The organism is Octadecabacter antarcticus 307 (assembly GCF_000155675.2).
Lineage (GTDB): Bacteria > Pseudomonadota > Alphaproteobacteria > Rhodobacterales > Rhodobacteraceae > Octadecabacter > Octadecabacter antarcticus.
In genome coordinates, this window is the sequence record NC_020911.1 from 1,147,425 (window position 1) to 1,160,893 (window position 13,469).

The window sequence follows — 13,469 nt, forward strand, 5'->3', positions numbered from 1 at the left end:
CTTGTCCCGCCATCCCAGTGTTTGCAAATTTGATGGCAGGCTTTGCAAGATCGCGCGTTTAGGGATCGGATTAGGTTGCGTCGTCAACCACAGCCGCGCGGCGCATCACCCACAGCGCGCAGACAACGGATGCAAGTGTTGTCAACAGCATCAAAATGATCAGCGGTCGCGCGCCTGTTCCCGGCCCAAGAATGAAACCAGCAATCACAGACAATGCAGCACCACCACCGATCATGAACGCGCCGCCAAGCCCCGCCGCAGATCCCGCAAGGGCAGGGCGCACAGACAACATTCCCGCATTGGCGCTCGGTAAAAGGATACCGTTTCCAAGGCCTATGAAGATCATAAAGCCAAAGAAAATAAACGGATGGCTGAAGCCCGCAAGGTCAAGCAGCATCAACATCGACATGCCTGCGACCGTCAAAAGCGTGCCGATCAGCACCATGCGATTGACCCCAACCCGTACCGAATACCTACCCGATAACCCGTTGCCGATCAGATAGCCGACGGCAGGTGCGCCGAAATATAGGCCAAGTTCGGCAGGTTCCATCGCGAACACCACAGTGCCGACAAACGGCGCGCCGCCAAGGTAGGCAAAGAATGCACCGGATGCAAAGGCCGCCGCGAGGCAATAACCCCAAAACCGCTGTGATGTCAGCAGCTTGGGATATTCGCGCACTTGTGCGGCAAAGCCACCTTCCCGCTTGGCGAATGTCTCCCCCTGATCGAAATACAGCGTCATAAACAGCAGCAATCCGCCGCCTGCTAACATCCAGAACGACGCTTGCCAGCCAAATGCCTCGTCCAATATGCCGCCCACGGCTGGGCCTATCATCGGGACAATCGACATGCCCATTGTGACGTAGCCGATCATGGATGCAGCTTGATCTTGTGGCACCATATCGCGCACAACGGCGCGGCTGATTACAAAGCTTGTGGCGATTGCCGTTTGCAGCAGGCGGAAGATTAAAAAGACCGTAAAATTAGGGGCATAGATTGCCCCGACGCTTGCGATCGTAAAGACTAAGACTGTGCCAATCATCACGGGCCGGCGGCCATACCGATCCGAAAACGGACCAATTGCCACCTGTACCACCGCCGTTGTCGCAAGATAGGCCGAGACCGACAATTGCATCAGCCCGTAGTCCACGCCGAAATGGTCGGCCATGGATGGCAGGGACGGCAAGAACACGTTCAGCGACAGCGCCCCGACGGCGGCCATCAGGATCAGGGTTGCGATATGGGGCGGCGTGGTGCGGTCAAGAAACCGCGTTTTTGGGAATGTGGACATCATTGAATAGCTAGTCCTGCCCCACGGCATCGTCTACCGAAATCGCCATACATATTGCCGCACAGCGCCTGTGCGAATTAGCAAATTTACAAACTGTTGGACTTGCTAAGGCAGTCGTTTGCAAATTTGCCGATTGGGACTCGGATCGCCCAGCATTTGCAGTTAGTTTGTGCAAAACGAAGGGGACAGATATATGACCGCCATCCTGCAAGAGCTTGAAGACCGCCGCGAAGCCGCCCGTATGGGCGGTGGCCAAAGGCGCATCGACAGCCAGCACGCCAAAGGCAAGCTAAGCGCGCGTGAGCGGATCGAGCTGTTGGTTGATGACGGCAGCTTTGAAGAATTTGACACCTTCGTTACCCACCGCAGTACCGAATTCGGGATGGAAAAAACCAAGCCCGCAGGGGACGGTGTCGTAACCGGTTGGGGGACGATAAATGGTCGCCAAGTTTATGTTTATTCACAAGATTTCACAGTTCTGGGCGGGTCGGTTTCCGCCACCCATGCTGCCAAGATCACCAAAATCATGGACATGGCGATGCAAAACGGCGCGCCCATTGTCGGGATTAACGATTCAGGTGGCGCGCGTATTCAGGAAGGTGTCGACAGCCTTGGTGGGTACGGCGAAATTTTCCAGCGCAATATTATGGCATCCGGTGTCGTGCCGCAGATCAGCCTGATTATGGGCCCATGTGCCGGTGGCGCTGTCTATTCCCCCGCGATGACCGACTTTATCTTTATGGTCAAAGATAGCTCTTACATGTTTGTGACCGGACCCGACGTGGTCAAAACAGTCACCAACGAAGTGGTCACAGCCGAAGAATTAGGCGGCGCGACCACCCATACCCGTAAATCATCCGTTGCGGACGCCGCTTTTGAAAATGACGTTGAGGCAATTGATGAAGTGCGCCGTCTTGTCGATTTTTTGCCACTGAACAATCGCCAGAAACCGCCGGTACGTCCGTTCTTTGATAACGTTGACCGGATTGAAGCTAGCCTAGACACGCTGATCCCCGATAACCCGAACCAGCCTTACGATATGAAAGAACTGATCCATAAGATCGCGGACGAAGGCGACTTTTACGAAATTCAGGCCGCCTTTGCGGGCAATATTCTGACGGGCTTTATGCGCCTCGAGGGGCGTTCTGTGGGCGTTGTTGCCAACCAGCCGATGGTTTTGGCGGGCGTGCTCGATATTGACAGCGCGCGCAAAGCCGCGCGGTTTGTGCGGTTCTGTGATGCGTTTGAAATTCCGATCCTGACGCTTGTGGATGTGCCGGGTTTCTTGCCGGGGGTGACGCAGGAATACAACGGTGTCATCAAGCACGGCGCGAAATTGCTGTTTGCCTACGGTGAGGCGACAGTGCCCAAAGTCACAGTGATCACGCGTAAAGCCTATGGTGGCGCCTATGTGGTCATGTCATCCAAGCATCTGCGTGGCGATATTAACTATGCATGGCCCACGGCGGAAATCGCGGTGATGGGGGCCAAGGGCGCGACGGAAATCATCCACCGTTCAGACCTGAGTGACGCCGAAAAGACTGCGGCACACACGAAAGACTACGAAGACCGTTTTGCCAATCCGTTCGTTGCTGCCGAACGTGGGTTCGTGGATGAGGTCATCACCCCGTCCGCCACCCGCAAACGCCTGTGCCGTGCTTTTGCCGGATTGCGCGGAAAACAAATGCAGATGCCGTGGAAAAAACATGACAACATCCCGCTCTAATATGCAGCGCTTTGGCATACAGGTTGTGCACGCTGTGTGTACGCTGTGTGCTACGTCTGTTTTGGCCGCTGAAACGATCGCAGAAAACATTCCCGTGCCGTCTGGCCAGACGTTGTCGTTCATCGAATTCATCACCGAGGCGGAGGGTGACATCTTGCGTTTTCGCTTTCTTGCGCCCGAAATTGGCATCGCTTTCGACTACATGGATGTGGTGCCAGATTTCCAAATGGTCTGTGACGAACACGTAATGCCGGTGCTGGATGAAAATGCGCTTGCGCCCAGTCAGATCGTGCTGTCCATGTCGGCTATGGATATCCCTTTTGGGGAAGATAATCCTGACGTTTTGCAGTTTTTTGAGATTTTTCGCTCTGAAAATGGCACCTGTATCTGGGAGGAATTCTGATGCACCCACAATATGTTGCGACCCGAAGCTCATCCAACGCTCTGATTGATGCAGCGGAGTCACAGGCTTGCTTGTCGAAATCCGTCTTGTATCTTTTCAACAGGTCCCGCGCTATTTTTCCACAGGGTTACACCCAAGTAACCTCCCCTCAGAATGCGCGAGGGAACTGGCAAAATGCCGGGGCTTTCCGCGTGGAAAACAGAGACAGGAGACTACCATGCAAAAGAGCATCAAGTGCCTTTTCGCCGTTTCCCTGCTTGCCCTTCTGGCAGCATGTGGTGGCGCGAACAATGCCGGTGACGTTGAAGAATTTGTGGTCATTAACCCGATTCCAGTCACCATCGAGCCGGTTTTCACTGGTAAATATAACTAAGCTAAAATCGGGGCAGGCGGCAACACCTGTCCCATCCAACGCAAGGTGCCACGCACCCCATATCGGAGGGTTTGCATGATGGAAAAACACCGTGGATTCCCAAGCCGCCTTCCGAGTTCAGATTTTCAGTTTACCATCCGCCAGGCCGTCAAAAAGGGTCTGCCCGCAAAGTTGTTCAAGCGCGAACGCTATGCGGACCGCCGACCTGCGGACCGCCGTGCGGACGAAGGATTTATGTGGGCGCTGAAAGAACACTTTGGCGATCAAACGTTTGTGCGTGGAAATCTTGATGCGGGCCGTTTGAATTTTGTCTTCGGACGCGAAGTCATCCCAGCTAGCGATCCCTTTGATCCCGAAAGCTATGACGCATTGCTCAAGCTCGACCTGCGCCGCACTGAACAATCATTTCCAGAGATTTTCCGGCCCGATTGGGCCCCCGGTCAAGATTGAGGTCACAGTCATGAACCGAACTAAAATGGGCGACATATGGCCGACGATAGCACAACTTTGGCGGGAAATTGCCCACTGCGGCGGGGGATGCATCAAGGCGCATGACAGCTCGGTTGGACTGTGCAAGTCTCATGTTGTGGATGGATCGTCCAGCAATCGACCTACCACACATTGTCAATACCGTTACCCTTCCCCTCGTCGGTCTGGTCCCTTTTGGGCCAGACCGACACCCCTTTTCTGCGGCCCACAGGGGGTTTTACGCAGTTTTGCAGGTTTGGTGCAGAAAGCACTTGTGTTGACCCCACAAAATGTCGAATCTTTGCATGATAAAACAAAGCAAAAAAAGGGCAGTAACCAATGTTTAACTTCCGTCTTATTCTCGCCGCGGCGGCCATCGCGTCGCTTTCGGCATGTCTCGACAGCGACCTTGAGCGCGGGCTTGCCGGTGCCGCAGCCGGTGCCGTCATTGCAGACGCTCTGGGTGGTAATCCCGTCACGGGTGCAATCGCTGGTGGCGCTGCTGGCGCGCTGTGTGACGAAGTCACAAACATCTGCCGCTAAGGCGAAGACGCGCCTTTCTATCGGTGCTGCAAACAATTTTAACCGCCGTTCAGGGGCACCCTGCGCGGCGGTTTTGCATTTTCCGACTAATATTTCTGGGGGCCAATAATGTTCAAGAAAATCCTGATTGCCAACCGGGGCGAAATTGCCTGCCGTGTTATCAAGACGGCCCGAAAGATGGGCATCAAAACGGTCGCGGTTTATTCGGATGCGGATCGTAACGCGTTGCACGTCAGAATGGCAGATGAGGCGTATCACATTGGCCCGCCGCCTGCGAACCAGTCCTACATTGTGATCGACAAGATCATGGAAGCGGTCAAAGCAACGGGCGCTGAGGCCGTGCATCCGGGCTACGGTTTCCTATCTGAAAATTCCAAATTTGCCGAGGCGCTGGCCGCTGCTGGCGTTGCTTTCATCGGGCCACCTGTGGGCGCGATTGAAAAGATGGGTGATAAAATCACCTCCAAAAAGATCGCCCAAGACGCCAATGTGTCCACGGTTCCGGGCCATATGGGTCTGATTGAAGATGCAGAAGACGCCGTGAAGATTTCCAATCAGGTCGGATATCCGGTGATGATCAAGGCGTCAGCGGGCGGCGGCGGTAAGGGCATGCGCATCGCGTGGGACGACGATGGTGCGCGCGAAGGGTTCCAGTCTTCCAAGAACGAGGCGGCAAATTCATTTGGTGACGATCGGATTTTTATTGAAAAATTCATCACCCAACCGCGCCACATCGAAATTCAGGTGCTGTGCGACACCCACGGCAACGGCATATACCTTGGTGAACGGGAATGTTCGATCCAGCGTCGCCAGCAAAAGGTCATCGAAGAGGCCCCGTCACCCTTTCTGGACGATGCCACCCGCAAGGCCATGGGCGAACAATCCGTCGCGCTGGCGCAAGCGGTGGATTATGCGTCTGCGGGCACGGTGGAATTCATCGTTGATGGTGATCGAAATTTTTACTTCCTTGAAATGAACACACGTTTGCAGGTGGAACACCCTGTGACCGAATTGATCACCGGCGTTGATCTGGTCGAACAGATGATCCGCGTTGCCTATGGTGAAAAGCTACAAATGTCGCAAAATGATGTGTCGCTCACCGGCTGGGCGATGGAAAGTCGTCTGTACGCAGAGGACCCATACCGTGGATTTTTGCCATCCATCGGGCGTCTCACCACCTATCGCCCCCCATCAGAGGTCGCAGCCGGGCCCATGTCGAAAAATGGCAAATGGCAAGGCGATGCTGCGGTTGGCAAGCATGCGGTGCGCAATGATACGGGCGTCTATGATGGCGGCGAAATCAGCATGTATTATGACCCAATGATTGCTAAGTTGTGCACGTGGGCCCCGACGCGCGCCGAAGCGATCGAGGAAATGCGAAATGCGCTCGACAGTTTTGAAGTTGAGGGGATCGGTCACAACATCCCCTTTCTGAGTGCTGTATATGATCATGAAAAATTCACGTCCGGCAACATGACGACTGCCTTTATCGAAGAAGAATTCCCAGACGGGTTTGATGGCGTCACATTGCCTGACGCAGTGATTGATCGGATCGGCGCGGCGGCCGTGGCGATGAATCGTGTCTGCGAAATCCGGCGTGCGCAAATCAGCGGGCGGATGGATAATCATGAACGTGTCATCGGTAAGGATTGGACTGTTACGATCAATGGGCGCGCGATGACCGCGCAGGTTGAGGCCGACCGGCAGGGCGCTACGGTTACAATTGATGGCGCGACATTCCGCGTTGAAAGTGATTGGACCCCGGGGCAGCCATTGGCCAAGCTGTTGGTGAATGGCGATCCATTGGTGATAAAGGTGGCGCTGATTTCAGCGGGGTTCCGCGTGCGGTACCGTGGGGCCGATCTTGCGGTTCGTGTCCGCACGAAACGTCAGGCGGAACTGGCCGCATTGATGCCGGAAAAATTGCCACCCGATACGTCCAAATTGCTACTGTGTCCGATGCCGGGACTGATCGTCAAGATTGACGTTAAGGTGGGCGACGAAGTGCAGGACGGTCAAACGTTGTGCACGGTTGAGGCGATGAAAATGGAAAATAACCTACGGGCTGAAAAGAAGGCGATTGTGACCAAGATCAACGCTGTGGCTGGTGACAACCTTGCCGTGGATGATGTGATTATGGAGTTCGAATAACCTTTGGATCTTGTCCTCCATATCGGTGCCCACCGCACGGGGTCGACGATGGTCGCGCAGTCGCTTGCGGCGACAATCGCGGCGCATCCCGATTGTGGTGTGGCGCTGTGGGGGCCGCGTCGTTTACGCGATATTCCGGGGTTTCAGGTCGCCACGCAGCGGTTGGATGAAGACATTGACCCCATCGATAAAACGGCCGCTATTGGGCTGGATCAAGTCGCGTCCCTAATTGCACGTGACGTGGCCTTGGAACGTGAACGTGGTATTCACACGCTGATCCTATCCGAGGAAAATTTTATCGGCGGGATGCGAAACAACTTTCAGACTTGCGAGTTTTACCCCGACGTTGCGCATCGTTTGGCGTCCTTTGACAGCCTCTTGCCGATGTCGCCCATGCGGGTGGTCTTGGGCGTGCGCGAATATGGGGCTGTTTGGACGTCCGCCTATCATTATCAGCCGCAATCGGGACGCGATTTTCCTGACCTTGAACGCGCGCGCACGACTTTGCTGGACAATAAACGCGGCTGGCCAGAGGTTGCGAATGCTGTGCGGGAGGTTTGGCCCGATGCAGGCCTCATAATGTGGCAACAAGAACATCTGGTGATGAGTGGGGCGCAAATCTGTGCGCAGATCATGGGTCTTAGCGCGGACCAAATCGTAATTTCGACAGGTAAAGTTAATGCCCTCAAATCGACCAGCGCGCGCCCTGAGGTGTTTTCTGCTCAAGAGCAAAAGCACTTGTCACACCGCTATAATCGCCATCTGCGGCGGCTGCGGTCTTCCGCTGATTGCCTTTGGATCGGCGGGGATCCTGAATAATGGTCTATTGTAGCGCCCTGCGGTCGTTGATCTCTTGTTCTCGAATCGGCATTTTGTCGATGGTTCGGCTGATTTCACGCACGTTCCACGGACCGGGTTTGCGCAGTTCAACCTCACCGTCTTTGCCCATGATGACCAACATGAACCCGCGCGGCCGCAGGCGCAGCCGCAAATCGCTTCGGGCTGCGGGGTCGGTGTCGGTCAATATGATCACATCGCGTTCTGCCAATTCGTCTGGCCGCGCGGACAGCATGTCCATTTGTTGGCGAAATCTTGGGTCATTGGGGCTGTCGGCAAAAACAACCACCGGACGCGCCAGCCAAATGAAATCGTCAATATCCAGCGAAGTTGCATCAAAGGCGATTGATCTGTCGGCGTTCCACAGGTCCGGACCAGACATTGTCTCGACCTCTTGTGCAACCGCAACATTGGCCGCCAAACACCAAGAAATTAAAGCAAAAATTCGGATCATAGCACTCCCCTTTCTTTCCGATATAGGGGACGGAACCCGAAAGGCTAAGGGCAATTCGTTATTAACCCATAACAAATCTGGCATTACCGCTATCTCTACGCGTATCGGCCATTTTGACCTTGGCAGTCTTAGCGGTGATTTTGCGTGGCTGATTGCGGGTTCTAAGGGGCTTGCCCGTGACGTTCACACAGGTGGCCGCCGCTCGCAACATGCTTGAACGGGCCGACGAAACACGCACCTCGTCCCTGACGTGGTGAATTTGAGAGGACGAACTGATGGGATCGAAAAAAGAGTGGGCCGAGCGGGCACAGGCAGAACTTCGCGGCAGGCCACTGGATGATCTGACGTGGAAAACAATCGAAGGGATCGATGTTCAGCCAGTATACGGCGCGGATGATCTGGAGGGTCTTGACCACCTCGGCTCGCTCCCAGGGGAGGCGCCGTTCACGCGTGGCGTCAAAGCGACGATGTATGCCGGTCGCCCGTGGACCATCCGCCAATATGCGGGTTTTTCGACTGCCGAGGAAAGCAACGCGTTCTACCGCAAAGCACTGGCGGCGGGCCAGCAGGGCGTTTCAGTGGCGTTCGATCTGGCAACGCACCGCGGCTATGACAGTGACCATCCGCGTGTGGTTGGCGATGTTGGCAAGGCTGGTGTTGCGATCGATTCAGTTGAAGACATGAAGGTGCTGTTTGACAGTATCCCGCTGGATAAGGTCAGCGTGTCGATGACGATGAACGGAGCGGTGATCCCGATCTTGGCGAGCTTTATCGTGGCAGGCGAAGAACAAGGGCACGACCGATCTGTGCTGTCGGGCACGATCCAGAACGATATTCTGAAGGAATTCATGGTGCGCAACACCTATGTGTATCCGCCCGAACCATCGATGCAGTTGGTCGCGGATATCATTGAATTCACCGCCAACGAGATGCCGAAATTCAATTCCATTTCGATCAGCGGCTACCACATGCAAGAAGCGGGTGCGAATTTGGTGCAGGAACTTGCGTTCACGCTGGCGGATGGCCGCGAATATGTGCGCACGGCGATTGCGCGCGGCATGGACGTGGACAAGTTCGCGCCGCGCCTGTCGTTCTTCTTTGCCATCGGCATGAATTTCTTCATGGAGGCTGCGAAACTGCGCGCCGCGCGTCTGTTGTGGTCACGCATCATGGCAGAATTTGAACCAAAATCAGAGAAGTCTTCGATGTTGCGGACCCACTGCCAGACGTCTGGTGTGTCGTTGCAAGAACAAGACCCATATAACAACGTGGTGCGCACCGCCTATGAGGCGATGTCGGCTGTGCTTGGGGGCACACAAAGTCTGCACACCAACGCATTGGACGAGGCGATGTCGTTACCAACAGACTTTGCCGCTCGCATCGCACGAAACACCCAGTTGATACTGCAGGAAGAAACCGGTGTGACCAATGTCGTTGATCCACTGGCGGGGTCGTATTACGTCGAAAAGCTCACCGCTGATCTGGCGGATGCGGCGTGGGAAATCATTCTAGAAGTCGAAGAAATGGGTGGCATGACTAAGGCCGTGGCGTCCGGCATGCCAAAGCTGCGGATTGAGGAATCCGCCGCCAAACGCCAAGCGATGATTGACCGTGGCCAAGAAGTGATTGTCGGGGTGAACAAATACCGATTGGACAAAGAAGAGCCGATCGACATCATGGATATTGACAATGACGCAGTGCGGATCGGTCAAGTTGCAGGGTTGAAAAAGCTGCGTGAGACCCGCGATCAGGTGGCCTGCGAAGGCGCATTGGCTGAAATTGAACGCCGCGCGAGGGATGGCGGCAACCTTCTAGAGGCCGCAATCGACGCGGCCCGTCTTCGTGCATCGGTCGGGGAAATCAGCATGGCCATGGAAAAGGTGTTCGGGCGCCACCGCGCAGAAGTGAAAACATTGGCGGGCGTTTATGGCGCTGCCTATGAGGGCGACGAAGGCTTTGCCGCGATCCAGAAAGACATCGAAGATTTCGCCGAAGTCGAGGGGCGCCGCCCGCGCATCTTGGTCGTCAAAATGGGCCAAGACGGGCATGATCGTGGTGCCAAAGTCATCGCGACGGCCTTCGCCGATATCGGCTTTGATGTGGACGTTGGCCCGCTGTTCCAAACACCTGAAGAAGCAGCGCAAGATGCTGTGGACAACGACGTGCATGTCATCGGTATTTCGTCGCAGGCGGCGGGTCATAAGACACTGGCCCCAAAGCTGATTGAAGCGCTGAAAGCGGCGGACGCTGAGGATATATTGGTCATCTGTGGTGGCGTCATCCCTCAGCAAGACTATGATTTTCTCATGAAAGCTGGCGTTAAGGCGATTTTTGGGCCAGGCACCAACATCCCCGATGCGGCGCGTGATATCCTGCGTTTGATCCGCGCCACGCGGAAGGCCTAAGGTTTGCGGCTCGATCATCTTGCGATTGCGGCTGAAACGCTTGAGGACGGCGTAGCTTGGGCAGAGGAACGTTTTGGCGTGTCGTTTCTGGCGGGCGGCAAACACACGCGTTTTGGAACGCACAATCGGCTGTTGGGGCTGGTGGATGGACTTTATCTTGAGGTTATTGCCGCCGATCCAGACGCCAGCTGCGATGGTGCGCGTTGGTTCGGGCTCGATACGTTTGTGGGGCCGCCACGATTGGCAAACTGGATTTGTGAGCCGACTGACTTTGACGCCTTCATGGTGCATGGAATGCGCAAAGTGGCGATGGAACGTGGTGATTTGCGTTGGGACATGGGCGTGCCGACGGATGGCAGCCTGCCTTTGGGCGGTGGATTTCCGACTGTTTTGCACTGGCACACCGAAACACCACCCGGTCGCAGCCTTGCGCCATCTGGTTGCGCGCTGCGGACCCTCACAATCGCCCATCCGCAGGCAGGCGATATTAAACGCGCGCTATCTGGCCACCTAACCGACCCGCGCGTGCGGTTTGACGTCGCACCAGATGTTCGGCTTAGCGCTGTGTTTGAAACACCGCGCGGCGTGGTCACGTTGTGATCGTTCGGACAGCAACATCGGCGGACGCCGCAAAGATTGCAGCGATCTGGAATCCGCAAATTTTAGAGACGGTGGTAACATTCAATTCGGTTCCCAAATCAGTTGAAGATGTCGCCGTTATGATCGCGCAGCGGCCGTGTTTTCTGATCCTTGAAATTGACGAAAAGGTCGCAGGTTTCGCTAGTTACGACCAATTTCGTGGCGGTATCGGCTATGCCAACACAATGGAACACACCATCATCCTTGCACCCGATGCATCGGGGCAGGGCGCGGGTCGGGCGTTGATGCTGGCTGTAATGGATCATGCCCGCGCCGCGGCGGTCCACACGCTTTGGGCGGGCGTCAGCGCAGAGAATTTGGTGGGCGTCGCGTTCCACAAATCCATGGGGTTTAAGACTGTCGCGGTGCTGCCAGATGTGGGTCGAAAGTTCGATAGGTGGATGGACCTTGTGTTGATGCAAAAACACCTCTGACATCCATTGAACAAATGGTTAAAGTTGTATTATGTCGATTTGGACCCGAATAACTGACGCGCTTTCTGCGCTAACCGCTGGCGAAAGTCTGTCGGATGTTTTTGCAAATCTGCGTACTCCGCCTGAACGGTCTGTCGCGTTTGCGATTGCGGTGATCGCCTTGGGCGCGAAAATGGCGAAGGCGGACGGACTGGTCACCCGCGATGAGGTGGCCGCCTTTCGCGAAGTGTTCACAATTCCCGAAGGTGAGGAAAAGAACGCAGGCCGCCTGTTCAACCTTGCGCGTACGGATGTCGCCGGGTTTGAGGATTATGCCCATAAAATCAAGACAATGTATGGAGATGATCGCACGACACCTTTATCTGATTTGATGGAAGGGCTGTTCCACATCGCCCTTGCCGATGGTCATTATCACCCGAATGAGGATGCGTTCTTGATCCGTGTAGCGCAGATATTCGGTCTGCCAGATGCGCATTTCAAACGGCTGCGGGCACAATTCGTGCCAGATGCAGACCGCGATCCGTATGATGTGTTGGGTGTCACCGCTGACACCCCTATGGCGGATATGCGAAAGGCTTGGCGGCAATTGGTGCGCGATACCCATCCCGACCAGATGATGGCGCGTGGGGTGCCACAAGAAGCGGTGAAAATGGCCGAAAAGAAGATGATCGCGATTAACCGCGCATGGGACGACATTAACGAACGTCACAGCGTGTGAAGATTGCGACCTATAATGTCGAATGGTTTTCAAACCTTTTCGACAACGCGGGCAAACTATATGACGATGATCGCTGGTCGGGCCGTTGGGATGTGACGCGCGCTCAGCACACTACGGCTTTAGGCGCGGTTTTTGCTGCATTGGACGCAGATGGCATCATGGTTATCGAAGGGCCGGACAGCCACGCAAAACGCGATGGGGCGGCTGCCCTTGAAGGGTTTGCCGCGCGGTTCGGGATCAGGGCACGCCAAGCTGTCATAGGCTACGTCAATGATACGCAACAGGAAATCCTGTTTCTGTATGACCCTGACGTGCTGAATGTCCGCCACGATCCACGGATCGATGGTGCGCCGCGTTTTGATGGCGCGATCAAGCTGGATCTCGACGTGGATGCGCAACCTGATGACGTCCGTTGGTCCAAACCACCCCTTGAACTCGAAGTGACCCATATATCCGGGACTGTGTTCCGGCTGATCGGGGTACATGCCAAATCCAAGGCGCCCCATGGTGCAAAAACCGATGCACAGGTCATGCGGATTTCGATCGAAAATCGGCGAAAACAATTGGCACAGTGCATTTGGCTGCGCAGGCGGGTTGAGGCGCAACTGGCGGCAGGGGACAATTTGATCGTTTTGGGCGACTTTAACGACGGTCCCGGTCTGGATGAATACGAGAAACTGTTCGGGCGTTCCGGGGTCGAAATCGTGCTGGGCGAAGGTCAGGGTGAACAGCTTTTTGACCCGCACGCGCGCATGGCGTTGTCACAGCAGATTGGCGCGGCCCCGGTGACCGCGCGCTTTACCGTTGGACCAGACAGGCGATTTTTGTCGGCGCTGCTGGATTACATCATGGTGTCGCAAAGTGTGCGCGCGATGGGCGCAAAATGGGTCATAATGCACCCGTTTGATGATCCCAAATGCTTTGCCGACAAAGACCTGTGTGCGGCCCTATTGACAGCGTCTGATCATTTCCCTGTAGTATTGGACATCCTGCTTTGAGTTGAGAATTTGGTTAATGGACCCTATGT

14 protein-coding genes are annotated in these 13,469 nt (G+C 55.3%); 12 read left to right on the forward strand and 2 right to left on the reverse strand.

What is annotated here, in order from left to right:
• Positions 1 to 70: 70 nt before the first annotated feature.
• The gene (locus tag OAN307_RS05820; RefSeq protein WP_015498886.1) at positions 71 to 1,291 is read right to left on the reverse strand and encodes a multidrug effflux MFS transporter; all 1,221 of its coding nucleotides are present in this window, start codon (positions 1,289 to 1,291) and stop codon (positions 71 to 73) included.
• 193 nt (positions 1,292 to 1,484) lie between these two features.
• Between OAN307_RS05820 and OAN307_RS05825 the strand changes: the two genes are divergently transcribed.
• The 7 genes from OAN307_RS05825 to OAN307_RS05850 all read left to right on the forward strand — a co-directional run bounded on the left by OAN307_RS05825 (position 1,485) and on the right by OAN307_RS05850 (position 7,774).
• On the forward strand, positions 1,485 to 3,017 hold the full coding sequence (locus OAN307_RS05825; protein WP_015498887.1) for an acyl-CoA carboxylase subunit beta: 1,533 nt from the start codon (positions 1,485 to 1,487) through the stop codon (positions 3,015 to 3,017).
• Between the two features lies 1 nt (position 3,018).
• Positions 3,019 to 3,420 carry a DUF6497 family protein gene (locus OAN307_RS05830; protein ID WP_144055510.1) on the forward strand — a complete coding sequence of 134 codons (402 nt, stop codon included), beginning with the start codon at positions 3,019 to 3,021 and terminating at the stop codon, positions 3,418 to 3,420.
• A 217-nt stretch (positions 3,421 to 3,637) separates the two neighbouring features.
• Positions 3,638 to 3,793, forward strand: a complete 156-nt coding sequence (locus OAN307_RS28810) for a hypothetical protein (protein WP_187292546.1) — start codon at positions 3,638 to 3,640, stop codon at positions 3,791 to 3,793.
• 78 nt (positions 3,794 to 3,871) lie between these two features.
• Entirely contained in the window at positions 3,872 to 4,243 is a 372-nt protein-coding gene (locus OAN307_RS05835) for a hypothetical protein (RefSeq protein ID WP_187292578.1), read from the forward strand.
• Between the two features lie 357 nt (positions 4,244 to 4,600).
• A complete protein-coding gene (locus OAN307_RS05840; RefSeq protein WP_044043279.1) occupies positions 4,601 to 4,804 on the forward strand; it encodes a hypothetical protein in 204 nt (67 codons plus the stop codon).
• 108 nt (positions 4,805 to 4,912) lie between these two features.
• Positions 4,913 to 6,955: an acetyl-CoA carboxylase biotin carboxylase subunit gene (locus OAN307_RS05845; RefSeq protein WP_015498891.1), complete on the forward strand. Its 2,043-nt coding sequence runs from the start codon at positions 4,913 to 4,915 to the stop codon at positions 6,953 to 6,955.
• Positions 6,956 to 6,958: 3 nt separating this feature from the next.
• Positions 6,959 to 7,774, forward strand: a complete 816-nt coding sequence (locus OAN307_RS05850) for a hypothetical protein (RefSeq protein ID WP_044043281.1) — start codon at positions 6,959 to 6,961, stop codon at positions 7,772 to 7,774.
• Positions 7,775 to 7,778: 4 nt separating this feature from the next.
• On the opposite strand, the gene OAN307_RS05855 is transcribed toward OAN307_RS05850, so the two are convergent.
• Entirely contained in the window at positions 7,779 to 8,246 is a 468-nt protein-coding gene (locus OAN307_RS05855; RefSeq protein WP_044043283.1) for a DUF4174 domain-containing protein, read from the reverse strand.
• A gap of 275 nt (positions 8,247 to 8,521) precedes the next feature.
• Between OAN307_RS05855 and scpA the strand changes: the two genes are divergently transcribed.
• From scpA to OAN307_RS05880, 5 genes are read left to right on the forward strand one after another with little or no spacing between them, the layout of a single operon-like run.
• Positions 8,522 to 10,651, forward strand: a complete 2,130-nt coding sequence (gene scpA, locus OAN307_RS05860; RefSeq protein ID WP_015498894.1) for a methylmalonyl-CoA mutase — start codon at positions 8,522 to 8,524, stop codon at positions 10,649 to 10,651.
• Between the two features lie 3 nt (positions 10,652 to 10,654).
• On the forward strand, positions 10,655 to 11,251 hold the full coding sequence (locus tag OAN307_RS05865; RefSeq protein WP_015498895.1) for a VOC family protein: 597 nt from the start codon (positions 10,655 to 10,657) through the stop codon (positions 11,249 to 11,251).
• Entirely contained in the window at positions 11,251 to 11,724 is a 474-nt protein-coding gene (locus OAN307_RS05870) for a GNAT family N-acetyltransferase (protein WP_044044495.1), read from the forward strand. The genes OAN307_RS05865 and OAN307_RS05870 overlap by 1 nt, the downstream gene beginning before the upstream one ends.
• Before the next feature lie 31 nt (positions 11,725 to 11,755).
• A complete protein-coding gene (locus OAN307_RS05875) occupies positions 11,756 to 12,442 on the forward strand; it encodes a molecular chaperone DjiA (protein WP_015498897.1) in 687 nt (228 codons plus the stop codon).
• Positions 12,439 to 13,440, forward strand: coding sequence for an endonuclease/exonuclease/phosphatase family protein (locus tag OAN307_RS05880; RefSeq protein ID WP_015498898.1), 1,002 nt, complete (start codon positions 12,439 to 12,441; stop codon positions 13,438 to 13,440). Before OAN307_RS05875 ends, OAN307_RS05880 begins: the two co-directional genes overlap by 4 nt.
• Positions 13,441 to 13,469 lie beyond the last annotated feature (29 nt).

Coding starts and splice junctions, on each gene's coding strand:
- OAN307_RS05825 (WP_015498887.1), top strand. CDS start 1,485: ATGACCGCCATCCTGCAAGAGCTTGAAGACCGCCGCGAAGCCGCCCGT.
- OAN307_RS05855 (WP_044043283.1), bottom strand. CDS start 8,246: ATGATCCGAATTTTTGCTTTAATTTCTTGGTGTTTGGCGGCCAATGTT.
- OAN307_RS05875 (WP_015498897.1), top strand. CDS start 11,756: ATGTCGATTTGGACCCGAATAACTGACGCGCTTTCTGCGCTAACCGCT.
- OAN307_RS05835 (WP_187292578.1), top strand. CDS start 3,872: ATGGAAAAACACCGTGGATTCCCAAGCCGCCTTCCGAGTTCAGATTTT.
- OAN307_RS05840 (WP_044043279.1), top strand. CDS start 4,601: ATGTTTAACTTCCGTCTTATTCTCGCCGCGGCGGCCATCGCGTCGCTT.
- scpA (WP_015498894.1), top strand. CDS start 8,522: ATGGGATCGAAAAAAGAGTGGGCCGAGCGGGCACAGGCAGAACTTCGC.
- OAN307_RS05830 (WP_144055510.1), top strand. CDS start 3,019: ATGCAGCGCTTTGGCATACAGGTTGTGCACGCTGTGTGTACGCTGTGT.
- OAN307_RS28810 (WP_187292546.1), top strand. CDS start 3,638: ATGCAAAAGAGCATCAAGTGCCTTTTCGCCGTTTCCCTGCTTGCCCTT.
- OAN307_RS05845 (WP_015498891.1), top strand. CDS start 4,913: ATGTTCAAGAAAATCCTGATTGCCAACCGGGGCGAAATTGCCTGCCGT.
- OAN307_RS05820 (WP_015498886.1), bottom strand. CDS start 1,291: ATGTCCACATTCCCAAAAACGCGGTTTCTTGACCGCACCACGCCGCCC.